This is a genomic window from Leeuwenhoekiella blandensis MED217 (genome assembly GCF_000152985.1).
Classification (GTDB): Bacteria; Bacteroidota; Bacteroidia; order Flavobacteriales; family Flavobacteriaceae; genus Leeuwenhoekiella; species Leeuwenhoekiella blandensis.
This window is the reverse complement of sequence record NZ_CH672395.1, coordinates 1,465,466-1,489,073: the sequence shown is the minus strand read 5'-3', so window position 1 is coordinate 1,489,073 and position 23,608 is coordinate 1,465,466. Positions and strand designations below refer to the sequence as shown.

20 protein-coding genes and 1 pseudogene are annotated in these 23,608 nt (G+C 40.6%); 15 read left to right on the top strand and 6 right to left on the bottom strand.

Features of this window, described 5'->3' with window-relative positions; genetic code table 11:
* The 7 genes and pseudogenes from MED217_RS19110 to MED217_RS06420 form a co-directional block, all read left to right on the top strand.
* Positions 1–1,044: pseudogene (locus MED217_RS19110) on the top strand (PspC domain-containing protein); the annotation flags it as partial.
* 147 nt (positions 1,045–1,191) lie between these two features.
* The gene (locus tag MED217_RS06445) at positions 1,192–1,926 is read left to right on the top strand and encodes a head GIN domain-containing protein (RefSeq protein ID WP_009779687.1); all 735 of its coding nucleotides are present in this window, start codon (positions 1,192–1,194) and stop codon (positions 1,924–1,926) included.
* An 86-nt stretch (positions 1,927–2,012) separates the two neighbouring features.
* Positions 2,013–2,924 (top strand): geranylgeranylglycerol-phosphate geranylgeranyltransferase, encoded by a 912-nt coding sequence (locus MED217_RS06440; protein WP_009779686.1) that lies wholly within the window; start codon positions 2,013–2,015, stop codon positions 2,922–2,924.
* 1 nt (position 2,925) lies between these two features.
* A complete protein-coding gene (locus MED217_RS06435; protein ID WP_009779685.1) occupies positions 2,926–3,510 on the top strand; it encodes a Maf family nucleotide pyrophosphatase in 585 nt (194 codons plus the stop codon).
* 143 nt (positions 3,511–3,653) lie between these two features.
* Positions 3,654–6,152, top strand: coding sequence for a PIG-L family deacetylase (locus MED217_RS06430; protein ID WP_009779684.1), 2,499 nt, complete (start codon positions 3,654–3,656; stop codon positions 6,150–6,152).
* A 108-nt stretch (positions 6,153–6,260) separates the two neighbouring features.
* A complete protein-coding gene (locus tag MED217_RS06425) occupies positions 6,261–7,985 on the top strand; it encodes a sodium:solute symporter family protein (protein ID WP_009779682.1) in 1,725 nt (574 codons plus the stop codon).
* The gene (locus MED217_RS06420) at positions 7,982–8,956 is read left to right on the top strand and encodes a Gfo/Idh/MocA family protein (RefSeq protein WP_009779681.1); all 975 of its coding nucleotides are present in this window, start codon (positions 7,982–7,984) and stop codon (positions 8,954–8,956) included. Before MED217_RS06425 ends, MED217_RS06420 begins: the two co-directional genes overlap by 4 nt.
* A gap of 191 nt (positions 8,957–9,147) precedes the next feature.
* On the opposite strand, the gene MED217_RS06415 is transcribed toward MED217_RS06420, so the two are convergent.
* Positions 9,148–9,987, bottom strand: a complete 840-nt coding sequence (locus tag MED217_RS06415) for a DUF2911 domain-containing protein (RefSeq protein WP_009779680.1) — start codon at positions 9,985–9,987, stop codon at positions 9,148–9,150.
* Positions 9,988–10,272: 285 nt separating this feature from the next.
* Between MED217_RS06415 and MED217_RS06410 the strand changes: the two genes are divergently transcribed.
* Genes MED217_RS06410 through MED217_RS06400 form a run of 3 tightly spaced genes read left to right on the top strand, consistent with a single transcriptional unit; the run spans position 10,273 to position 12,846 of the window.
* Positions 10,273–10,785 (top strand): SRPBCC family protein, encoded by a 513-nt coding sequence (locus tag MED217_RS06410; RefSeq protein ID WP_040532628.1) that lies wholly within the window; start codon positions 10,273–10,275, stop codon positions 10,783–10,785.
* 9 nt (positions 10,786–10,794) lie between these two features.
* Positions 10,795–11,490: an SDR family NAD(P)-dependent oxidoreductase gene (locus MED217_RS06405; protein ID WP_009779678.1), complete on the top strand. Its 696-nt coding sequence runs from the start codon at positions 10,795–10,797 to the stop codon at positions 11,488–11,490.
* Between the two features lie 51 nt (positions 11,491–11,541).
* Positions 11,542–12,846 (top strand): cryptochrome/photolyase family protein, encoded by a 1,305-nt coding sequence (locus MED217_RS06400; protein WP_009779677.1) that lies wholly within the window; start codon positions 11,542–11,544, stop codon positions 12,844–12,846.
* Between the two features lie 282 nt (positions 12,847–13,128).
* Here MED217_RS06400 and MED217_RS06395 read toward each other — a convergent pair whose 3' ends face one another.
* From MED217_RS06395 to MED217_RS06385, 3 genes are read right to left on the bottom strand one after another with little or no spacing between them, the layout of a single operon-like run.
* Positions 13,129–13,869 carry a class I SAM-dependent methyltransferase gene (locus tag MED217_RS06395; protein ID WP_009779675.1) on the bottom strand — a complete coding sequence of 247 codons (741 nt, stop codon included), beginning with the start codon at positions 13,867–13,869 and terminating at the stop codon, positions 13,129–13,131.
* 13 nt (positions 13,870–13,882) lie between these two features.
* Positions 13,883–14,566 carry an ATP-binding cassette domain-containing protein gene (locus tag MED217_RS06390; RefSeq protein ID WP_009779674.1) on the bottom strand — a complete coding sequence of 228 codons (684 nt, stop codon included), beginning with the start codon at positions 14,564–14,566 and terminating at the stop codon, positions 13,883–13,885.
* Complete coding sequence (locus tag MED217_RS06385; protein WP_009779673.1) at positions 14,547–14,843, bottom strand: hypothetical protein; 297 nt, start codon at positions 14,841–14,843, stop codon at positions 14,547–14,549. Before MED217_RS06385 ends, MED217_RS06390 begins: the two co-directional genes overlap by 20 nt.
* A gap of 132 nt (positions 14,844–14,975) precedes the next feature.
* Between MED217_RS06385 and MED217_RS06380 the strand changes: the two genes are divergently transcribed.
* On the top strand, positions 14,976–15,497 hold the full coding sequence (locus MED217_RS06380) for a 5' nucleotidase, NT5C type (protein WP_009779672.1): 522 nt from the start codon (positions 14,976–14,978) through the stop codon (positions 15,495–15,497).
* A gap of 14 nt (positions 15,498–15,511) precedes the next feature.
* Here MED217_RS06380 and MED217_RS06375 read toward each other — a convergent pair whose 3' ends face one another.
* On the bottom strand, positions 15,512–16,399 hold the full coding sequence (locus MED217_RS06375) for a LysR family transcriptional regulator (RefSeq protein WP_009779671.1): 888 nt from the start codon (positions 16,397–16,399) through the stop codon (positions 15,512–15,514).
* An 83-nt stretch (positions 16,400–16,482) separates the two neighbouring features.
* Between MED217_RS06375 and hutH the strand changes: the two genes are divergently transcribed.
* Genes hutH through hutG form a run of 4 tightly spaced genes read left to right on the top strand, consistent with a single transcriptional unit; the run spans position 16,483 to position 22,290 of the window.
* Positions 16,483–18,063 (top strand): histidine ammonia-lyase, encoded by a 1,581-nt coding sequence (hutH, locus tag MED217_RS06370; RefSeq protein WP_009779670.1) that lies wholly within the window; start codon positions 16,483–16,485, stop codon positions 18,061–18,063.
* Between the two features lie 9 nt (positions 18,064–18,072).
* Positions 18,073–19,317: an imidazolonepropionase gene (gene hutI / locus MED217_RS06365; RefSeq protein ID WP_009779669.1), complete on the top strand. Its 1,245-nt coding sequence runs from the start codon at positions 18,073–18,075 to the stop codon at positions 19,315–19,317.
* 1 nt (position 19,318) lies between these two features.
* A complete protein-coding gene (locus MED217_RS06360; RefSeq protein WP_009779668.1) occupies positions 19,319–21,319 on the top strand; it encodes a urocanate hydratase in 2,001 nt (666 codons plus the stop codon).
* Entirely contained in the window at positions 21,319–22,290 is a 972-nt protein-coding gene (gene hutG, locus MED217_RS06355; protein ID WP_009779667.1) for a formimidoylglutamase, read from the top strand. The genes MED217_RS06360 and hutG overlap by 1 nt, the downstream gene beginning before the upstream one ends.
* Here hutG and murA read toward each other — a convergent pair.
* Positions 22,287–23,600, bottom strand: coding sequence for a UDP-N-acetylglucosamine 1-carboxyvinyltransferase (gene murA / locus MED217_RS06350; RefSeq protein WP_009779666.1), 1,314 nt, complete (start codon positions 23,598–23,600; stop codon positions 22,287–22,289). The two genes, hutG and murA, sit on opposite strands and share 4 nt — an antisense overlap.
* Positions 23,601–23,608 lie beyond the last annotated feature (8 nt).

The window sequence follows — 23,608 nt, the reverse complement described above, 5'->3', positions numbered from 1 at the left end:
AAATTCATAGGTATTCTACTCGTTATAACCGGTGGCTCGACCCTTATTGGTCTCTTTGTAGGACTCTTTTCAGCAGGAACTTTAGATTTTGTTGATGGTAGCATCGCAGATTATGTAGAGATGGTCAATACTTCTGGCGCTCCATTGTGGCTTATAAGTTTGCTCACGTTTGTAGCGATAGGGATTCCGTTCTTTATGTTATTCTATCTTGGTTTGCGCATTCTGGTTACAACCCTAAAACGTATTCCTGTTGTTGCCAAATTAACGATGCTGGGCGTTTGGTTTATCGCGGTAATGGTACTCGCGGTATTGGGAGTACGTCAAGGCATGGCGACTGCAGTAGAAGGCGAAGCTCTTATTTCTGAAACCTTACCTATAAGAGCCGGAGATACCTTAAGTGTAAAAATGATCACCCAAAATCAATATGGCGCCTACAAATACCATAATGACAATTGGAAGATTCGCACCGATGCAGCGGGTAACAAAGTATTGTACAACCGTGATGTAAATCTTAGTGTACAAAAAAGTGACTCTCCAGAGGCTAAGCTTATCATTAAGAAAACCTCACAAGGAAGCTCTTATGATGCCGCTCAGGTTCGTGCAAGTAACATCGTTTATAATTTTGAAATGGATGAAAACACGCTTCTTCTTGACAATTACTTTGTAAGCAGTATTGAAAACAAATACCGCAGTCAGGAAGTAGATCTTATTCTTGCGATTCCTGAAGGAACCATTCTGTTAACTGATAAGAACATCAACAGTTACCACAGAAACCGTTATTCTGATGTTCTGGATCACAAGTTTGTAGGGTATTATTCTCTAATGGAAAATTCAGAACTTGTATGTCTAAATTGCCCTGAAGAAGTTATCGAAGAACTTGAGGAAGCCGAAGACTGGAAGGCAGATGAGACACCCCAAGATTCTACAGCTACAGGAACCGTATATGAATATAAAGCGGTAGCCGCACCTAAAAAAGACGGGTTAAACGTTAGACCCGAACTTAAAAATGATACCATTGCAAAAGTGGTAGACACGATAAACTAAATAAACTAACTCAGGGCAAACCTGTCTTCTGACAGCGACAGGTCCCTGAGGTTATTATTAGAAACAAATTTTTAATTTAAAGGCAAGCCCAGGAGTATTTAATCTTCTGGCAATGCCAGAAAAACATCAATCAAAAAATCAACACTTATGACTACATTAATTAAACTTTTCGTCAGCGGTTTTGCCGCACTTATGCTCACCTCATGTAATTTCAACATACAAATGGGGCAAATTGAAGGTAACGGCAATGTTGTTACCCAAGATTTAAATCTTGATCAAGAATTCTCAAGAGTACATAGCAGTAACGGCTGGGACGTGATTCTAGAAAAAGGAACAAGCCCAAAAGTTATCGCAGAGGTAGATGAAAACTTACTAGAATATCTTGATGTTCATTATGAAGGAAGTACTTTACGTATTGAATCTACAGACAATTCAAACATTGGTAATGCAACTTCTCGGGTTATTCACGTGATCTATACACAACCTTTACAGGCCATTAAAGCCAGTAGCGCATCAAACATCACTGCAACCGAAATGCTAACCGGGGACAAAATCAATTTTGATGTTTCAAGTGCAGCGACGGTAAAATTAGATGTTGAAATACGAGAGATCACAGCCGATGCAAGCAGCGCGGCTACCTTAAGTCTTAATGGTTCTGCGCAAAAACTCAACTTTGACGCAAGCTCAGCGGCAACCATTAATGCAAAAGATCTAAAAGCAGAATATTGCGAAGCCGAAGCTTCAAGTGCAGGAAGTATACGTACTTATGTATCTAAAGAAATGAATTCTAAAGCTTCTAGCGGCGGCGATATTGATTATTGGGGAGATCCTCAGGAAGTTGCCGTAGCCGAAAGTTCTGGTGGCAGCATCAGCAAAAAGTAATCGTTTAAATACACTCCTTTTCAAAACCCCGATGCAGTCGCATCGGGGTTTTTGCTATATTTGAGACTTTTCAAAAAAACACGCTGTTGGCTTTCTTAAACTTAATCCGTTATAAAAATCTAATCCTAATACTTCTTACACAGGTTTTGATTCATTTTGGCTTTTTAAAAGCCTTAGGACTGCCGGTTGCCCTCTCTTCTTTTGATTTTGGGATTTTAGCCTTAGCCAGTTTATGTATTGCTGCCGCAGGCTACATTATTAACGACATTAATGATGTGCAAAGCGATCAGATCAATAAACCGCTTCAAACGTATCTCCCTGAACCTTTTTCAGAAAAACAAGCCTTCAATTATTATCTGCTTTTTAATATTCTGGGCGTGGGATTGGGATTTTTTCTCAGCTACAAAACCGGTTTGGGCAACTTCACCTCCCTATTTGTTCTTATTTCGGCACTGCTTTATATTTATTCCAGCTTTTTAAAAGGAATTATTTTGGTCGGAAATCTAGTCGTAAGCCTTGTAGTGGCTTCGTCTATTTTTATCGTTTTAGTTTTTGATGTTACCCCTATTTTAAATCAATTTCAAGAACAACTAGTCACTCCACTTGCGGTATTGCGCGATTATACCATTTTTGCTTTTATGCTGAATTTCCTCAGGGAACTTGTTAAAGATATTGAAGATGCCAATGGAGATTATGCAGCAGGGATTCAAACTTTACCCATAGTTTTAGGTCTTGAGCGCACGGCTAAACTTTCGGCGTACCTTGGCGTGCTATACATTTTTAGTATTTTAGGATACATCTACGTGTATTTACAAACTAACGTTTGGACTTCGATATATCTAGTCGCCGCAGTGGTAGTTCCTCTGGTATTTTTCTGTATGAAAGCACGCTATGCCGAAAAACAAAAACATTATGCATTTCTGTCTAAATTATTAAAGCTGATTATGCTTTTTGGTATGCTCTCTTTAGGCGTTTTGACACTGACTTTAAAGTATTAATATGCTCTCTGAACTCCTAAATAACAAAAAACTCATTCTTGCCTCGCAATCGCCGCGCCGGCAAGAATTACTCAAAGCTCTTGAGGTTGATTTTGAAATCAGGCTAAAACCTATTGATGAAAGCTATCCACCGGGAATGCAACCGGGAGCAATCGCAGAGTATATTGCAAAAAAGAAAGCTGAGGCTTTTAGCGACATGCTTCAACCTGATGAGATTTTGATTACCGGAGACACCTTAGTTTTTAAAGGCGATATCGCATTAGGCAAACCCAATGATGCGCAGGAAGCACAAGAAATGCTTCAGCTATTAAGTGGCACTTCGCACGAGGTGATCTCTTCGATATGCGTGACTACTTCAACCCAACAACTGGTGGATCACGATTTGGCTAAAGTGTACTTCAGAACCTTTACTTCCGAAGAGATCACACACTATATCAACACCTATCAGCCTTTTGACAAAGCCGGAGCTTACGGTATTCAAGAATGGATAGGCCACGTAGCGCTTCAGAAATTAGAAGGTTCTTACAATACGGTTATGGGTCTGCCTACACAAAAATTGTATGATTTATTACAACAACTTGAGTAGCTTTAATTTTTGCCTTTGTCGTTGCAATTTTATGCTAAAGTATAAGTTTTGTATTTTGTTAAACAAACCGAAAACCAAAGCGTGTAGCTAGCGTTTTAGCTATCTTTGATCGCAAGGCATTCAACTAAAAAACATCCTAAAATATGCGCTTTTTATTCGTTTTTATATGTTGCATTTCATTGCAATTACAAGCTCAAAAGCCAAAAAAGCCAACTTCTTCAGAAATATACGAGCAAATACAAGGGCTCAACTTTTTAGGCACGGCGCTTTATCTCGCAGCGCATCCCGATGATGAAAACACAGCAATGATCTCTTATCTCGCCAATGAGGTACACGCAAGAACAGGTTATCTTGCGCTTACGCGTGGTGACGGCGGTCAAAATTTGATAGGTCCCGAAATTAGAGAGCTCCTTGGTGTTATTCGTACTCAAGAATTGCTTGCAGCACGCCGCACAGATGGTGGTGAGCAGCGTTTTACACGTGCTAACGATTTTGGCTATTCTAAAAACCCTGAAGAAACGTTGAGTTTTTGGGAAGAGGATGAGATTATGAAAGACGTAGTTTGGGCCATTCGTAATTTTAGACCAGACATTATTATCAATCGGTTTGATCATCGTTCGCCGGGTACCACACATGGGCATCATACGCTGTCGGCAATGCTAAGTGTAGAAGCTTTTGATAAAGTGGGTGATCCTCAAGTGTTCCCCGAGCAATTGAAACGCACGCAGACCTGGCAACCCAAACGACTATTCTTTAACACCTCTTGGTGGTTTTACGGTAGCCGTGAAAAGTTTGAAGAAGCAGATAAATCAAATCTGGTTTCGGTTGATGTGGGAAGTTACTATCCCGCTTACGGACTTAGCAATACCGAAATCTCTGCCCTTAGCCGCAGTCAGCATAAATCTCAAGGTTTTGGAAATACCGGTTCTCGCGGAGCGCAAGTAGAATATCTCGAACTTTTAAAAGGGGATCTTCCGGCAGACGGAAATCTTTTTAAAGGAATTGATACCAGCTGGAACCGTGTTGAAGGTGGTGCTGCTATTGGTAACATCTTAAATCAAGTTGAAGCAGATTACAACTTTAATGATCCGGCGGCGAGTCTTCCGCACTTACTTGAAGCTTACCAATTGATCGTTCAGTTAGAAGATACTTACTGGCGTGATTTAAAAACCAAACAAATCACACAAATCATAAAGGCTTGTGCGGGTTTATATCTTGAAGCCTATACTGACGAACAAACTGCTATTGCAGAGGAAAACGTAAAACTTTCACTAGAAGCGATAAACCGAAGTGATTTCCCCATAATTCTAGAGCGCGTTACAGTATTACCTTCTAAAAAAGAAATTAAAATGGAACGCTCCCTTGACTTCAATGAAGATTTTAAAACTCAAGTGGAGGTCAATACCGGTGATGCAGATTTTACTACAGCTTACTGGTTGACCGAAGAAGGCAGCGTGGGAATGTATAAAGTAACCGATCAAGAGCTTATAGGATTGCCGGAAACTCCTAAAACCTTTAAGGCTACCTTCCATCTAAAGATAGATGAAGTTGAAATCCCCATCACGACAGATTGGGTCTACAAATACAATGATCGTGTTGCCGGCGAAGTCTATGAGCCTTTTGAAATTGTGCCTAAAGCTTCGGTGGCTGTTGCAGATCCTGTGATCATTTTTGCAGATGCGCAGCCCAAAACCATTACTGCACAAGTAACGGCATACGTTTCTAATCTTTCAGCCAAAGTTTCTTTAAATGCTCCCAAAGGTTGGCAGATCAGCGCCCCGCAAGAAATTAATATCGCGCAAAAAGGTGAAACAAAAACTGTAGCTTTTACCGTTACACCACCAGATAACGCGAGCGAGGTAGAATTACAGCCTCAGCTTTTGGTAGACGGAAAAACCATCAATACCAAGATCGTTCGTATCGACTATGAACATATTCCTTTGCAAACATTAGTCTTACCTTCAACCAATAAATTGGTACGGCTTGATATTCAAAAGAAAGGGAATTATATAGGTTATATTGCCGGTGCGGGAGATGTAATTCCTGAAAGCTTAAGACAGATCGGATATCAAGTTGCAGAAATTACTCCGGAAGAAATTACAGCAACCAACCTTAAAAATTTTGACGCTGTAGTTATGGGAGTTCGTGCGTATAACGTGGTTGAAGAATTGCGCTACAAACAGCCTATTCTTTTGGATTATGTCGAAAACGGCGGTACGATGGTAGTGCAATACAATACGGCGCGTGGATTTAGTTTTCCTAACATTGGTCCCTACCCGCTGGAGTTGAGCAGCGATCGGGTTACCGATGAGTTTGCAGAAGTTACCATTCTCGATCCTGATGCCGAAATCCTTAATTACCCTAACAAAATCACTCAGCGAGATTTTGAAGGATGGGTTCAAGAACGTGGACTGTATTTCCCAAACAACTATGACAAAGCATACACGCCGGTACTTTCTATACACGACGAGAATGAAGCACCAAGTGAAGGCAGCCTGCTACTCGCTAAATATGGAAAAGGTAACTATATTTATACAGGATTAAGTTTCTTTAGAGAACTGCCCGCTGGAGTTTCGGGAGCGTATAGACTTTTTGCCAATATGCTTTCGGTAGGTAAGAACAATCAAAAGATCAAAAACTGATGCATCCCAAAAAAGAAGGTTGGTCAAAATATTATACTTTGGTTTTGGTGATGAACGCCATATACATCATCTTGTTCTTTATATTAATGAATTACTACAACGCTTAATATGCAAACAAGAGACTGGATTGTACTGGTAGTTACTTTAGCATTTATAGTGCTGTATGGTGTTTATAAAACACGTGGTAGAAAAAATGTTCAAGATTACATACGTGGTGGTAATGAATCAAAATGGTGGTCTGTAGGACTTTCTGTAATGGCGACACAAGCCAGTGCGATCACTTTTCTCTCTACACCGGGTCAAGCTTATAATGATGGTTTGGGTTTTGTTCAGTTTTATTTTGGTCTGCCCATAGCTATCGTCATTATTTGCGTCTTTTTTATTCCTATTTATTATCGGCTTAACGTGTATACCGCTTATGAATATCTGGAGAATAGATTCGACATACGTGTACGTTCATTAGCTTCGGGCTTGTTTTTACTTTCTCGCGGTCTTGCTGCCGGTATCACCATCTTTGCGCCTTCGATTATTCTTTCGGCTGTGTTGGGTTGGGATCTCAACACGCTTAACATCATCATTGGATTGCTCGTTGTAGTGTACACCATTTCTGGAGGAACCAAAGCCGTTACTGTAACTCAAAAGCAACAAATGGGAATTATCTTTCTGGGAATGTTTGTCGCTTTTTTCCTTATTGTGAGCTACCTGCCAGAAGATATCAACTTTGATAATGCGCTTCAAATAGCGGGTGCTAGTGGTAAACTTGATGTACTCGATTTCTCTTTTGATTTTGAAAACCGCTACACCGTATGGAGCGGTATTTTAGGTGGTACGTTTCTCATGCTTTCCTATTTTGGGACCGATCAAAGTCAGGTTCAGCGCTATTTGAGCGGTAAATCTTTGAGAGAAATGCAGCTGGGTATGATCTTCAACGGTCTTCTAAAAGTTCCTATGCAGTTCTTTATTCTTTTAGTAGGTGTTATGGTTTTTGTCTTTTACCAATTCAATCCTACGCCGCTTAATTTTAATCCTGCCGCGGCTTCTGCAGTGCACGGTACCCCTTTTGAAAAAGAATACAACGAGGTTCAAAATAAACTCAATGACCTGCGTTCTGATAAAACCGAATTGAGTCACCGTGTGGCTCTTGATCCGCAAGCTTCAGTTGCTGATGCTTCCGGAGTTCAAATCACTGCTAAAGAAGCGCTTAAAAATATCAATGCCGAAGAAAATAAGTTACGTGATCAAGGGCGCATGCTCATAGGCTTGGCTGATAAAAACGTAGAGACCAACGATAAAGATTATGTGTTTATTCATTTTATTCTGAATAACCTACCCAGCGGACTCATTGGGCTTTTGCTGGCGGTGATCTTATCTGCCGCAATGTCTTCTACTGCCTCAGAACTCAATGCACTCGCAACCACGACTACAGTCGATTTTTACAGACGTAACCTTAAAGAAGATCGGGAGGAATCGCATTTTGTAGATGCAGCTAAATGGTTCACTCTGAGTTGGGGAATTTTAGCCATTCTTATTGCCTGTACGGCAAACCTGTTTGATAATTTGATTCAACTGGTCAACATCATCGGCTCCCTTTTCTATGGAAGCATTCTAGGCATTTTTATGTCTGCTTTCTTTATCAAAACCATAAAAGCCCGTGCCGTTTTCATAGGAGCGATCCTAACGCAACTTATCGTCTTCGCCTTATTTGCTTTAGATAAATTTGAATACATCAGCTTGCCTTACCTATGGCTTAATGTGGTAGGATGTGCTTTAGTGATTCTTATAAGTCTAACTATCCAGAGCACTATGGGATCTGATAAAACCGAAACAGCATGAAAACAATTAGATGGGGAATTTTAGGCTTAGGAAAAATTGCGCACAGCTTTGCTAGTGATGTAGCCCTTGTTGAAGGTTCTGAGGTATATGCAGTTGCTTCACGTTCTCAGGAAAAAGCAGATCGTTTTGGTGCAACATATAGTGCCTCCAAATGTTACAACAGCTATGAGCAACTTGCCAAAGATCCTAACGTAGATGCGGTATATATCGCCACGCCTCACGTAAGACATCATCAAGACACCTTGCTTTGCTTGAAACATAAAAAAGCGGTTTTATGCGAAAAACCGTTTGCAATGAACCGTTCCCAAGTGGAAGAAATGATCACAACCGCTCAGGCAAACGACACGCTTTTGATGGAAGCATTATGGACGCGCTTTATGCCTCATTTTAAATTTGTAAAAGAGGAATTAGCAAGTGGACGCTATGGTGCTGTAAAAACCTTAACCGCAGATTTTTGTTTTGAAGCCGACTTTAATCCTGAAGGTCGTCTTTTCAACAAAGCCCTTGGAGGTGGTTCTTTACTTGATATTGGTATTTATCCTATATTTTGTGCATTGGCACTATTGGGAAAACCAGATTCATTTGAAGCAAAGGCCAAAATCGGCAAAACCGGAGTTGACGAAGAGATCGAAATGACCTTTAAATATAACTCGGGAACTACAGCGTTTTTGAATTCAAGCATTGTCAAGCAAACTCCATCAACAGCCACGTTGGTCTGCGATAATGGAATTTTGGTTTTAAACAGTCGCTTTCATCAAACAGATAAAATCACAAGTATTTTAGAAGGTAACAAGATTGAGCATGACTTTGCCTACACAGGTAAAGGCTATTATTTTGAAATAGAACATTTTGCCAATCTCCTACGTGAAAATCAAAAAGAAAGTCCGTTGATGAGTTTTGAGTTTAGCAGGCAACTCATTAGTATGTTAGATGAAGTAAGAACACGCATTGATTTACACTACGAGGTGTAAATAAGATTCTGGCAAAGTTTAGGGTTTTTCAATCCTTTGACGGCGCAAGTAAACTAACTCAGGGCAAGCCCATGAGGCAATTCTAAGAAACTAATTTTCAATTTCGAGGCAAGCCTCGGAGTATAAAACCATTTGGCGGTACCAATAAAAAAGCCGGGAATTCCCGGCTTTTTTTGTGATGTTATTCGCGATTATAGCGCTCCCCATTCTTTAAGAGAATCGGTATTCATTTTTATATAATCAGCATTTCCTGCTTCTTTAGCTCCAGCCAATGAAGCTTTTGCAGCTTCAATAGCGCCTTTTTTATCGCCTGCTTTTGCCAATATTAAAGACTGCTGACGCAACTGCCAGAAACGTGGAGTTTCGGTCTTGACCATGGCTTCGTCCATCCACGATTTAGCTTGTTGAATATCTTTCCCACTGTTCAAGTAATATACAGCAGCGTTGTAATAATCTCCGGCACTCGGGCCATCAAGTGTTTGTTTGATGTTTGCCATTACTTCAGCATCTGTATTTACCATAAATTTTACCGGTACTACCGTATCTGCCCATAAGAAGTTTAACACAGCACTGTCTGCCATAACCTCATCAATCACAATGGTAAAAGTCTCCATCTGCATTGGCATCTCAACGGGTTCAACCATGGTGCGTAAAGCTACTTTACTCTCATCAAGTTCAGGAATTAGCGGGTTGGAATGATCTGTATAAAAAATCACTTCCCAAGTATCTTCACCCGGAATCGTATAAATACTATACGTTCCCGCCGGTAAATCTTTACCAGAAATGCTCACACCTTTATTTACAGTAAATTTTGTTGTTGCGTTTGCTCCGGTTCTCCACAATCTACCATAAGGAATAAGCTCACCAAAGATCTCCCGACCGCGCATATTGGGTCTAGAATAATCTACGCTTACTTCAGTTAAACCTACCGTTTGGGTCAACGTTGCGTGCGGACTGGCAGCTGGAGTTTGAATTTGTGCCTGGGCTAAAGCTCCCAAAGCCAGAAAACAAGAAAGGATTATTTTTTTCATCTGAAAATCATTTAATTATTAGTGTGTTTAATTACAGTTATCTACGAGGTAATTTAAGCAAAAAAGCTCTTGAATTACAACGTTATAAACTGGTCTACCAAATTACGATTTAAGTCGGTTTTTCGCTTCAGTATCATTCTTTTTTTAACTGAAAAATTAAAGCTGTTTGCATAGTTAACCTGTTCAACTTTAATTTTTGTTTAACTTAAATCATTTTTTGTTAAACAATATAGCCGGTATATTTACTTCAAATTGGTTTCAACCTTGAACCTCATCTTTTTGATTATGAAAATTTATACGCTGTATACCAAACAAAACCTCCCCATTTCTATTGAAAAAGCGTGGAGTTTTCTCTCTGATCCCAAAAATTTAAAAGTCATCACTCCCGACTATATGGGCTTTGAGATTCTCTCAGGAGCAGATAGACCAATGTTTCCCGGGCAAATCATTCAGTACAATGTGACGCCTGTTGCCGGAATCAACACCAAATGGGTTACCGAAATCACACACGTAAAACATCTTGAATATTTTGTTGATGAGCAGCGCTATGGGCCTTATTCACTATGGCATCACAAACATTTTCTTAAAGAGATTCCGGGCGGAGTTGAAATGGAAGATATTGTGGATTATAAAGTTCCGGCAGGTATTATAGGTCAAATGGTGCATCCCTTTCTCGTAAAACCAAAACTTCAAGAGATTTTCGAATATCGGGAGAAAAAATTAACCGAGTTATTCGGCACCTACACCAAACCCGAAAAAGAATTGCAAGGCGTATCTCGCGAAGATATCCTCAACTAAAAAATTGCTATGAAAAAGAATATACTACTTATTGGAGGTTCTCACGGAATCGGAAAAAGTCTTATCGATAACCTAAGCGGTGACTATGAGATTTATGTTGCATCAAGGACAAAAGAAGAACTTCCCGAAGAAATTACACATATTGAATATGATGTGACCGCAGATATTTTAAATACTGAAGAGCTTCCTGAAGTGTTGGATGGCTTTGTGTATTGTCCCGGTTCTATCAATCTCAAGCCGTTCAAAATGCTTTCTGAAGAAACCTTTAATGAAGATCTTCAGCTTAATTTTATGGGACTCATCAAATCGTTGAAGGCCGTTGAAGACCGACTCAAAAAGGCAGATCAAGCAAGTCTTGTCTTTTTCAGCACGGTTGCCGTTAAGATGGGAATGCCCTTCCACACGAGTGTTGCGGCAGCTAAAGGAGCTATTGAAGGTTTTGCAAAAGCGCTGGCTGCAGAATATGCACCACAGTTTAGAGTGAATGTTATAGCACCAAGTCTCACTGATACGCCACTAGCCTCTCGCCTCTTAGGAAATGATAAGAAAAAAGAAAAGATGGATGCACGTCATCCCTTAAAGCGTGTGGGAACTCCACAGGATATTTCAAAAATTGCCGCATTTTTACTCAGCGAAGACAGCAGCTGGGTAACCGGACAAATTTTGGGTATTGACGGTGGAATGTCTACCTTAAACGTAAACTAATCGCGTTCCTAAACCCGATCAGCGATTCAATCTAACCAACCTTTTTTATTTATGAGCACTGTTAACATTTTTTGGTTTCGTAGAGATTTACGTCTGGACGACAACGTAGGTTTTCTTGAAGCCTTAAAAGGAGAACATCCTGTACTGCCTATTTTTATCTTTGATAAGGAAATTCTAAATGAGTTGCCAGAAGATGATGCGCGTGTAACTTTCATCTTTGAGACTTTGCAAAAAATGCGCGATGAATTACAGGAAAAACACGGGAGCTCGATTGCTTTATATCACGGCAAGTCTGAAACCATCTGGAAACAACTTCTTGAGGATTATAAAGTGGATACCGTTTTTACCAATCACGATTATGAACCCTATGCGCTTGAGCGTGACAAAAAAATTAAAAAACTTTTAGAAGATCAAGAAGTATCTTTTGAAACGTTTAAAGATCAAGTCATTTTTGAGAAAGATGAAGTGGTAAAAGGCGACGGCGATCCTTATGTGGTTTACACGCCTTATAAAAACAAGTGGCAAGAAGTTTTTGATGCTGATAAACATCTGAAAATTCATTACACCAGTCAGTATTTAGAAAATCTTATTGAGCATAGCCGACTACCTAATATTTCCCTTAGTGATATGGGATTCAAAAAATCTTCAATAGAAATTCCAGATTATGAGGTTACTCCAACGCTCATTCAAAACTATGAGGATACACGCAACTTTCCCGCACAGGACGGCACATCACATTTAGGTCCGCATTTACGATTTGGTACAGTAAGCGTGCGAAAAATGGTTAAAAAAGCCATTGCTGAAAAAAACACTGTTTTTTGGAGCGAACTCATTTGGCGTGAGTTCTTTATGCAAATTCTATATCACTATCCCGAAACGGTAAATAATGCATTTAGATCAAAATACGACCGAATCGAATGGCGCAACAATAAAGAGGAGTTTGAAAAATGGAAAAAAGGAGAAACCGGTTATTTGCTAGTGGATGCAGGAATGCGTCAACTTAATAAAACGGGCTATATGCACAATCGCGTGCGTATGTTGGTTGCAAGCTTTTTATGTAAACACTTATTGATCGACTGGCGCTGGGGCGAAGCCTATTTTGCCGAAAAGCTTCTGGATTATGAACAATCTAGTAACGTAGGCAACTGGCAATGGGCAGCCGGAAGCGGTGTAGATGCGGCTCCTTATTTTAGAATTTTTAACCCAATGACGCAGGTTGATAAGTTTGATAAGGATAAAAAATACATTAAAGAATTTGTTCCGGAATTTGACACCGATGACTATCCGGAAAAAATGGTAGATCATAAAGAGGCGCGGGAGCGCTGTCTTGAAACTTATAAAGCAGCAGTCTCTTAATGCTAAAAAGTTATAAACCTTTACTAAGCAATACTTAAATCACAAAAAACTAAGCTTTTGCACTTTTATCTTTACAAGAAAAGAGAATACTATAAAAAAGCTTGTTTTATTATTTGCACTAGGCGGAATGCTATTATCTTCAGCTTATTGCTCTAGCTATCGCACTTCGAGAAACGCCAATACTAATGCTCCCGGTCAAGTCAAAAAAGCCTACGGAGCTAAAAGTGCAAAAGCATTTGCTCCCGGACAACAAAAGAAAAAGAAGAACAAGAGAAACTAGAATTAGATATTCTTTTTTCCTACCCTTAAGAGTAATGGGAAACTAAACTTGCGCGTGACCGCATTTCCCCAAGATCTGTCCACAGCATCTTGAATTCGTTCAAGCGGATTTTGACCGTTTGCCTTTTCATAATGTTTAACTGCAGACCATGTATTGAGGTAACTCAAGAACTGGTTTTTAGTCCATATCACGTCCATTTCAAGTTCTGGAGTTTGAATTTCTTTAAAGGGAAAAGGAATCGTTTTATAATGCTCGTCGAGATATTTGCGTTCAGGATCCCAATAAGGGTCGGTAATGTTTTTGTAAAAATGCTGAATCACTTCGTTCAATTTTCCTGAGGTTTCAAATACCGAATAGCCTATCATAGCAAAAATGCCGTCGGGTTTTAGATGATCCTGAACATTTTTATAAAAGGCTTCAAAATCAAACCAATGCATTGCTTGTGCTACCGTTATCAAATCGAATTTTGTTGCGTTTTCAAATGAAGCTTCCGCGGTTTGAACGCGATAGGTAATGTTATCATTTTTTGGTGCTTCTTCGAGCTGTTGCGCGCTTAAATCGGTTGCTAAAACCTGTTTAAAATGTTTTGTCAGTTCTACTGCTACTTGTCCGTTGCCTGTAGCCACGTCCCAAGCATCGTTTTTTTCTTCAATCAAATCATACAAGAAGTCAAAAACCTCTTGAGGATACGTCGGGCGAAACTTAGCGTAATCTGCTGCGTGGTTTGAAAAGTTATCTTTCATACCCTTAATTTTGTTATTTACTTCTCAAATACCCGGCTTGAACCAGATCTTCAAGCGTATTAACTTCCTGTAAATTGCCCTCTTTCAACACAAGATTGCGATCGGCAAGTTGCCAGACATCGTGATAATAATGATCGGTCAATAAAATTCCCTTTTTAGCTTTTAACGAACTCAAAAACTCGTGAATCAATTCTTTAAACAGTGGTTCTACCATAGAGAAAGGCTCGTCGAGCAAAAGAAACGGATGCTTCAAGTTACCTACTATCAACACTTCAAGATAGCGACGCTCGCCCAGAGAAAGTTCGTTTACTTTCCGCTTTGCGATCTTAGTCATACGCGGTGCTCTGAAGATTAAATCCTGTTCTTCACCCTCAAAATACTTAGGAATCAAATCCCAAACCTTTGAAGACTGTGACAAAAAACTGAATTGCGGCAGATACCCAATGACTTCATCGGCTACAACAGGATTTCTGTTCCAAAAATGCTTTCGCACAGCGTATTTTGATTCGTTGATCTTGATGCTTCCGGTTTTGGCTGTTTGCGTACCGAATAGAATTTTGAGCAAGGTGCTTTTACCACTTCCATTTCTTCCGAAAACGCCTAAGATCTCTCCCGTTTTCAGTTCAAAATCAACCGCTTTGAGCAACCTTTTCTTTCCAAAACTTTTTTCGATCTGTTTAACTTGTAAGAGCGCCAAGACTAATCAATTTTAAAATTAAAAATGCGATGAGCAAAAGTATTGGGGTGACGGCGAGATTGATTAACCACGTGGTGCCTATCAATCTCAATTTTGTATATCCCAGATTGTAATACCCGTAAAATTCATCCTTCTGAAAATAGTTAAACATCAATAATCCAATGGGAGTTCCCAGCACTCCAAAAAGAATGACTGCACTCAAAAGACTCCCCAGTGGAATACAAACAAGGGCAAATAAGACTGCAAAACGCGTAAGGTCTCTGTAAAATTTCCACATAAAAAAGCTGTCTTTTTAAAAATAGCTATTTATAACCTTTGCGTTAAAGTTTAGTGTCGTTTTTTTAAGTTGAATTTAAAATAGTTTTAAACCCTAAGCCGTATTTTGGCTGTTTATCAAAACCCTTACACAATGACATTATTCGTAGATATGGACGAGGTGATCGCCGATACATACCAGGCGCACATTGACCTCTATAACCACAAGTACAACGCAAACCTTAAAAAAGAAGACTGCCTGGGTCACGAAGTGTGGCAAATGGTTCCTGAGCCGCATCAAGATTATGTAAGAAACCATGCCAATGAGCGCGGCTTTTTTATCGATTTAAAAGTGATGAAAGACAGCCAGGAAGTGATGCGCGAACTTCACGACAAATATGATTTGTATATCGCCTCTGCAGCAATGCAATTTAAAACCAGCCTTGAAGAAAAAGCAGATTGGTTAGATAAGCATTTCCCGTTTATACCTTGGCAAAACCGAATTTTATGTGGACACAAACACGTCTTGCGCGGTGATATTTTAATCGACGATCGCTCCTACAATTTAGATGCGTTTGATGGCCGCGGCATTCAATTTACTTCTCCGCATAATGTGAATACCAATGGCTTTGACCGTGCCGACACCTGGCAAGATGTAGCCGGCTTACTCTTGTAACCGACAGCAAATAATCAAAGCTCGTTTAATGATTCAAGAATAGGTTGTAAAGCAGGATTGCGGTTGTCTTTTTTCCAGCAGGCATAAAGCGTGGCTTCTTGGGGTATGTTTGGAATTTCTAAAAATTTCACACGCATATCAAAGCCTAATTGCAATGAAGAAGGTACAATCGCAACTCCTAACCCGCTTTCTACCAATTTAAAAATGGTGAGTGCGTGAACCGATTTATAACTCACCTTTGGTGTAAACCCTTTATCTTCACAAATACTCATAATCTGATCGTAATACAGCGAACTGTAATCTGAAGAGAACAGGATAAAATGCTCTTCGGAAACTTGCGCGATACTCGTAAAAGAGTCTTTATTCAATTTATGCCCACTCGGAATCACTAATGAGAAACGATCTGTAAAAACCGGTTTTAACTGAAGCGTTTCAGGCACTCGCGCTAGACGTACAAATCCCAAATCTAATTGATCTTTTTCTAAAGCTTCCACTTGGGCACTATTTGACAATTCTTCTAAACTAAACTGAATCTTAGGCAAAACCTCATCAGCCTTGATCAACAAATCCGGCAAAATAGACTGCATTGCAGAGCCCAAAAAACCAATGCGCACTTCTCCGGAAATCCCTTCATCAACCAATTTGGTTTGCTTCAGCGTAAAATCAAGATGATTAAAGATATACGCGACCTCTTTCTTCAAGTACATCCCTGCCGGTGTAAGCTTTACATTACGCTTATCGCGAACAAATAACGTAACCCCTAGCATTTCTTCCATTTGCTTTATTTGTCTGCTTAAGCCGGGTTGCGAAATAAAAAGACGTTCTGCTGCCTTTCTAAAGTGTAATTCTTCAGCCACCGCCAAAAAATACGTAAGATGTCTCAATTCAAACTGATAACTCATAGTTATTAATTAATGATAAAATTGGTATTTCCGATTATTAAATATAGCCGTTAACTTGTCAGCAACAAAATTTAAATACGGCTATGACAGCATCTCAATCTATATTTCATTTTGGAGAAGATCACCTAACTGCAGGCATTGCTCTAGCCCTCGCCAGAGGTAATAAAAAAGGAAAACTCTCTCCAAAAACACTCGAAAACATTAAGGCTAGTAGTAAACTGGTTGACGATATTGTTGAAAAGAGCGAACCTGTTTACGGCATAAATACCGGTTTTGGACCGTTATGCACTACTCGAATCTCTAAGGAAGAAACACTCGCTCTACAAGAAAACATCATAAAAAGTCATAGCGTGGGAGTTGGTAATCCTATTGATTCAGAACTTTCATTGTTGATGCTGGTTCTTAAAGCACATGCGCTGGCGCAAGGATATTCTGGTATCTCAACAAATACCCTAGAGCGTATTTTATGGTTTATAGATCACAGGATCGCTCCCATTGTTCCTGAGCAAGGGTCAGTTGGCGCAAGTGGTGATTTGGCGCCGCTTTCTCACTTATTTTTACCGCTTCTAGGTTTAGGAGAAGTAGTTTACCAAGGCGAGCGTAAACCTACTATTGAAGTGCTCAAAGCCATTAATATAGAACCGATCACACTTCGTCCCAAAGAAGGCCTGGCGCTTATTAATGGTACGCAATTTATTGCAGCACACGCCGTCAAAACAGTCGAAAAACTCAAAAGCTGTCTCGATCAGGCAGATATTATTGGCGCGCTCATGCTTGAAGCACTGCAAGGATCGGTGAAACCCTTTTATAGCGAATTGCATCAATTGCGCCCTTTTAAAGGAAACCAACACGTTGCAGCCCGAATCAAATCTTTTGTAGAAGGTTCTACCATTTTAGACTCCCATAAAGATTGTGATCGTGTTCAAGATCCGTATTCCTTACGCTGTATGCCACAAGTGCACGGTGCTTCGCGCAATGCGTGGTTACACCTTAAAGAATTATTAGAGATCGAACTGAATTCGGTCACAGATAATCCTATTCTAATAGACGAAAACCTTACCATTAGTGGTGGTAATTTTCACGGGCAACCGCTGGCAATGGCGCTTGATTATGCCACGGTGGCGGCTAGTGAACTAGGCAATATTTCAGACCGTCGCATCTATCTGGCCTTAGAAGGAAAATATGCCGGAGTGCCCAAACTCCTGCTTAAAGAAACCGGAATCAATAGCGGCTATATGATCTTGCAGTATACCACGGCTGCGCTCGCCAGCGAAAATAAAAGCTTGTGTCATCCTGCAAGTGCAGACAGTATTCCTACTTCTATGGGGCAGGAAGATCACGTGAGTATGGGGTCTATCAGTGGTCGTAAAGCCTTACAAGTACTCAAGAATGTAGAGCATATTCTCGCTATAGAAATGCTCACTGCTGCACAGGCCTTCGACTTTAGAGACATCTTGAAATCCAGTGCTTTTCTTGAAAATGTGCACACGATGATACGTGAGGAAATACCTTTTGCTGAGGCCGATCGCATTTTTGCAGAGGATATTAACATTGCGCATAAAATCATTCAGGATCAAAAACTACAAGAAGTTTATACTGCTTGTATCGCAAACAACAGTCTTGAACAAACGACTGTGTACGAAGATGAATTCCAAACCCTTTAAAAAACATATATGTATACCTATATAGGACCTATAAAAGAGTTGATCACGCTAGCAGAATTGCCCGTTCGCGGAGCTTTAAGTGATGACCAACTTCATCCTTTAAAAAACTACGGAATACTCATAAAGGATGGAACTATTGAGCAGATCGATGTACATGAAAAACTGTATGAAAAAGCTCAAAATTTGAATGCGCATCTTGAAATTTTAGAAGAAGATTTTTGTGCACTTCCTGGTTTTATCGACAGCCATACGCATATTTGTTTTGGTGGTTCAAGAGCACGAGATTATGCCATGCGTAATGCCGGAAAAACCTATTTAGAAATTGCTGAAGCCGGCGGTGGAATATGGGATACGGTAACCGAAACACGTAAAGCCACCCAAGAGCAACTTGTTGAAGATATTGTAAAACGGGCCAACTTGCTTTTACAAAAGGGGATTACAACCATTGAAGTGAAAAGCGGTTATGGTCTGAGCATTGACGAAGAATTAAAAATGCTGCACGCTATAAAAACTGCCAACACAAAAACTGAAGCAACTTTAATAGCTACCTGTCTCGCAGCACATACCATACCCCGAGAATATAAAGGAAATCCGGAAGGCTATATTCAATTAATAACTGAAGAATTACTTCCTGTCGTTAAAGAAGAAAAACTCGCCAATCGCGTAGATGCTTTTATTGAAAAAGGTTCGTTTACCGCAAAAACGATAAAACCTTATTTTGACAAGGCTCAAGAATTGGGCTTTGATATTACCGTGCACGCAGATCAATTTACCACAGGTGGAAGCGCTGTTGCCCTCGAATATCAAGCAGTAAGTGCCGACCATTTAGAAGCAAGTACCGCTGCAGAAATACAAATACTTGCCAAATCAAATACGGTGGCTACCGCCCTACCTGGAGCGAGCATCGGTCTGGGTTGCGCATTTACACCGGCGCGTGAACTATTGGATCACAATGGAACGCTCGCCATCGCCAGTGACTGGAATCCGGGATCTGCTCCTATGGGAGATCTTCTTACCCAAGCAGCGATTTTAGGAACTTTTCAAAAATTGAGCAATGCTGAAGTTCTTGCAGGAATTACTGTAAGAGCAGCAAAAGCCTTGAACCTCGAGCAGGATGCTTCAATCAAAGCAGGTAATGCTGCCGATTTGATTCTTTTTAAAACGGCTTCTTACCAGGATGTACTTTATCATCAAGGACAATTGCAGCCGGCACGTGTTTTCAAAAATGGAAAATTAGTTTTTAAAGCCTCGTAGTATGACATTTAAAGAAGCCATTTTAGCCGGAATTCCTAGTGATCTTCCTCCAAAAAGAGTACTAGATCCTAAAGCAAATCACGCGCCTAAGCGCAAAGACCTTCTTTCTTCTGAAGAAAAAAAACTCGCCGTACGCAATGCGCTGCGCTATTTTCCCAAAGCTTGGCATCAAGAACTCGCTGCCGAGTTTTATGAAGAGCTGCAGCAATTTGGTCGCATTTATATGTACCGCTTTAAACCGGAATATGCCATGTATGCACGCCCAATCGATGAATATCCTGCGCAGTGCTCGCAGGCTGCCGGACTTATGTTGATGATTCAAAACAATCTGGATCCACAGGTGGCACAACATCCTGACGAACTTATCACCTACGGTGGCAACGGAGCAGTATTTCAGAATTGGGCGCAATACTTATTGACAATGCAATATCTGGCTCAAATGACTGAAGACCAAACCTTACACATGTACTCCGGGCATCCGATGGGGCTGTTTCCTTCAAGTGCAGATGCTCCTCGCGTTGTAGTTACAAACGGGATGATGATCCCTAACTATTCAAAGGCTGATGATTGGGAACGCTACAATGCGTTAGGCGTAACACAATATGGCCAGATGACCGCAGGCTCGTTTATGTATATCGGTCCGCAAGGTATTGTGCACGGCACGACGATCACGGTAATGAATGCCTTTAGAAAATTACTTCCGCAAAGCGAAACTCCGGCAGGGAAAATCTTTCTAACCGCTGGACTTGGCGGGATGAGCGGCGCACAGCCTAAAGCCGGTAACATTGCCGGATGCATCACTATCTGCGCTGAAGTAAACCCAAATGCTGCTCACAAACGTAAAGATCAGGGTTGGGTAGATGAACTGTTTGAAGATATTGAAGCATTGATCAAACGAACGCGCGATGCTCAGCAAAATAACGAAGTAGTTTCGCTAGCATACATTGGTAATGTGGTTGAAGTCTGGGAGCGTTTTGCTTCAGAAAATATCAAGATTCATTTGGGGTCAGATCAAACTTCGTTGCATAATCCTTGGGCGGGTGGTTACTACCCGGTGGGTCTTTCCTTTGAAGAAGCCAATAAAATGATGCGCGATAGTCCCGAACAGTTCAAAGAAAAAGTACAGGAATCTCTGCGAAGACACGCCGCTGCGATCAATACGCATACAGCAAAAGGAACCTACTTTTTTGACTACGGAAATGCTTTTTTACTCGAAGCCTCACGTGCCGGTGCTGATGTACTTGCTGAAGATCAAAACGGATTCAAGTATCCTTCGTATGTCCAAGATATTCTGGGACCTATGTGTTTTGATTATGGTTTTGGGCCTTTTAGATGGGTCTGTACGTCAGGAAAATCTGAAGATTTACGCCTGACCGATGCGATCGCAGCTTCGGTACTAAAAGAAATAAAGGCTGAAGCTCCTGAGGAGATTCAGCAGCAAATGCAAGATAATATTACCTGGATTGAAGAAGCCGAAAGCAACCGTCTGGTTGTAGGTTCACAAGCGCGAATTCTTTACGCAGATGCCGAAGGACGTCAAAAAATTGCTTTGGCATTCAATGAAGCAATTAAACAAGGGAAACTCTGTGCTCCGGTAGTTTTAGGTCGGGATCATCACGATGTGAGTGGTACCGATTCGCCCTATCGCGAAACCAGCAATATTTATGATGGCAGCCGCTTTACCGCAGATATGGCGATTCACAACGTGATTGGTGATAGCTTTAGAGGTGCTACTTGGGTTTCGATTCACAATGGCGGTGGTGTTGGCTGGGGCGAAGTGATCAATGGAGGCTTCGGAATGCTGCTTGATGGTTCTGAAAATGCAAATGCTCAGATCAAGAATATGCTGTTTTTTGATGTGAATAATGGTATCGCACGACGCAATTGGGCACGCAATCCCGAAGCGCGATTTGCAATAGAACGTGAGATGAAACGTACTCCGAATTTAAAAGTCACGCTTCCTTATTTGGTCGATGATGAACTGCTAAATACCTTAAATTGATGAAAAACTATAAGCAAGCAGAAGCTAAATTTTGGCAAGGAAGAATCTCTGAAGATGCGTTGTACCTGCATGAGTTGATTCAACTGAAGGATCTTACCCAAATTGAAAGAGCACAAAATGCTTCAGTTGCACTTTTGGGCTACGCTTGTGATGAAGGCGTGTCGCGTAATCTTGGCCGTCCAGGAGCAATTGAAGGACCAAATGCAATTAGAAAAACGTTGAGTTCGCTTTCTAATCATTGGCACGAAACTCCTTTAAATCTTTGTGATTTTGGTGATCTAATTTGTACCGATCAAAATCTTGAATCGCATCAAAATGACACAGCACAAGCTGCATCTGAACTATTAAAAAACGGTCACTTCCCAATACTTATGGGCGGCGGACACGATCTGGCCTACGCACATTTTAAAGGTATTCGTAAAGCCTTTCCGAAGAAAAAAATAGGAATCGTAAATCTGGATGCGCATTTTGATTTACGTGATGGATCGACGGAGGCAACCTCGGGAACACCGTTTTGGCAAATCGCTCAGGAAGAAAAAGAAAATTTCACCTACTACTGCTTCGGTATTCAAAAAGAAAGCAATAGTCGGCAATTATTCCAAACGGCTTCAGATTATGGAGTTCGCTATTTATTAAATTCTGCATTTAATCTTCAAAACTGGTATCACATTCAAAAGGAATTGGATCAATTCATTGAAGAAGTAGAGCTGATCTATCTCAGCATAGATTTAGACGGATTCAGTTCAGCATATGCTCCAGGAGTGAGCGCTCCTTCCCCGCTGGGATTTGCACCAGACGTCGCGCTAAAAACCATAAAGTATTTGGTTCAGTCGCAAAAGTTGGTAAGCGTAGACGTAGTTGAGCTTAACCCTGAATACGATCTGGACAATGCAACAGCAAGACTTGCTTCACGCTTGATCTATGCGTTAATCGATGCTCACGCCGAAGTAAATTCGGTAAAACTTGTTTAAGCTGTACGAATAATTTTGGCACCAATAGCTCTAAGACGCTCATCGATATTCTCATAACCGCGATCAATTTGCTCAATGTTATGAATGGTTGAAGTTCCTTTGGCGCTCAATGCTGCGATCAATAAGGAAATTCCCGCTCTAATATCTGGCGAAGTCATCGTTGTGGCCTTGAGCGTTGATTTAAAATTATGACCAATTACGGTAGCACGGTGTGGATCACAAAGAATGATTTTAGCCCCCATATCGATCAATTTATCAACGAAGAAGAGACGGCTTTCAAACATTTTTTGGTGAATCAACACTTCTCCCTTTGCTTGTGTAGCAACTACGAGCACGATACTCAAAAGATCAGGTGTAAATCCAGGCCAAGGCGCATCACTGATGGTCATAAAAGATCCGTCGATAAAAGTTTCAATTTCGTATCCTTCAGTATGTGCCGGGATAAAAATATCATCCCCGCGTTTTTCGACCGTGATTCCTAATTTTCTAAACGTAGCCGGAATAAGACCTAAATCTTCCCAACTTACATTCTTAATGGTAATTTCACTTTTGGTCATTGCTGCCAAACCGATCCAAGAACCGATCTCGATCATATCAGGAAGTACGCTGTGCTCGCATCCATTCAAGGCTTTTACACCTTCAATTTTGAGCATATTAGATCCAATTCCTGAGATCTTTGCACCCATTTTGTTGAGCATTTTACAAAGCTGCTGCAAGTACGGTTCGCAAGCTGCGTTGTAGATCGTGGTTTCGCCTTCAGCCATAACCGCAGCCATCACAATGTTTGCAGTACCGGTTACCGAAGCTTCATCAAGCAACATAAAAGTTCCTTTTAAACCTTCTGGGGCTTCTACCCCATAAAAACGCTCTTCTTTATTATATCTGAACTTTGCGCCCAGTTTGATCATTCCCTCAAAATGCGTATCCAGACGTCTACGGCCAATTTTATCACCTCCCGGACGTGGAATATATCCTTTGCCAAAACGTGCTAATAAAGGACCTACGATCATAATAGAACCTCGCAGACCGCCACCTTCTTTCTTAAATTGTTCACTTTCCAGATATTCTAATTGCAGTGCATCACTTTTAAAAGAATATTTTCCTTTACCCAGCTTTTGGATTTTAACGCCCAGATTGCTCAAGATATTGATCAACTTATTGACATCAACGATATCGGGTATGTTGTCAATCACCACTTTTTCTGGCGTTAATAAAACGGCACAAAGAATTTGAAGTGCTTCATTTTTTGCACCCTGAGGTTGGATGGACCCTTTAAGCTGATGCCCTCCTTCTATCTGAAATGTTCCCATTAAATGTG

Bases quoted from the DNA above. Each gene is read 5' to 3' on its own strand.
- MED217_RS06445 (WP_009779687.1), top strand. From the start codon at position 1,192: ATGACTACATTAATTAAACTTTTCGTCAGCGGTTTTGCCGCACTTATG.
- MED217_RS06435 (WP_009779685.1), top strand. From the start codon at position 2,926: ATGCTCTCTGAACTCCTAAATAACAAAAAACTCATTCTTGCCTCGCAA.
- MED217_RS06430 (WP_009779684.1), top strand. From the start codon at position 3,654: ATGCGCTTTTTATTCGTTTTTATATGTTGCATTTCATTGCAATTACAA.
- MED217_RS06425 (WP_009779682.1), top strand. From the start codon at position 6,261: ATGCAAACAAGAGACTGGATTGTACTGGTAGTTACTTTAGCATTTATA.
- MED217_RS06420 (WP_009779681.1), top strand. From the start codon at position 7,982: ATGAAAACAATTAGATGGGGAATTTTAGGCTTAGGAAAAATTGCGCAC.
- MED217_RS06415 (WP_009779680.1), bottom strand. From the start codon at position 9,987: ATGAAAAAAATAATCCTTTCTTGTTTTCTGGCTTTGGGAGCTTTAGCC.
- MED217_RS06410 (WP_040532628.1), top strand. From the start codon at position 10,273: ATGAAAATTTATACGCTGTATACCAAACAAAACCTCCCCATTTCTATT.
- MED217_RS06405 (WP_009779678.1), top strand. From the start codon at position 10,795: ATGAAAAAGAATATACTACTTATTGGAGGTTCTCACGGAATCGGAAAA.
- MED217_RS06400 (WP_009779677.1), top strand. From the start codon at position 11,542: ATGAGCACTGTTAACATTTTTTGGTTTCGTAGAGATTTACGTCTGGAC.
- MED217_RS06395 (WP_009779675.1), bottom strand. From the start codon at position 13,869: ATGAAAGATAACTTTTCAAACCACGCAGCAGATTACGCTAAGTTTCGC.
- MED217_RS06385 (WP_009779673.1), bottom strand. From the start codon at position 14,843: ATGTGGAAATTTTACAGAGACCTTACGCGTTTTGCAGTCTTATTTGCC.
- MED217_RS06380 (WP_009779672.1), top strand. From the start codon at position 14,976: ATGACATTATTCGTAGATATGGACGAGGTGATCGCCGATACATACCAG.
- MED217_RS06375 (WP_009779671.1), bottom strand. From the start codon at position 16,399: ATGAGTTATCAGTTTGAATTGAGACATCTTACGTATTTTTTGGCGGTG.
- hutH (WP_009779670.1), top strand. From the start codon at position 16,483: ATGACAGCATCTCAATCTATATTTCATTTTGGAGAAGATCACCTAACT.
- hutI (WP_009779669.1), top strand. From the start codon at position 18,073: ATGTATACCTATATAGGACCTATAAAAGAGTTGATCACGCTAGCAGAA.
- MED217_RS06360 (WP_009779668.1), top strand. From the start codon at position 19,319: ATGACATTTAAAGAAGCCATTTTAGCCGGAATTCCTAGTGATCTTCCT.
- hutG (WP_009779667.1), top strand. From the start codon at position 21,319: ATGAAAAACTATAAGCAAGCAGAAGCTAAATTTTGGCAAGGAAGAATC.
- murA (WP_009779666.1), bottom strand. From the start codon at position 23,600: ATGGGAACATTTCAGATAGAAGGAGGGCATCAGCTTAAAGGGTCCATC.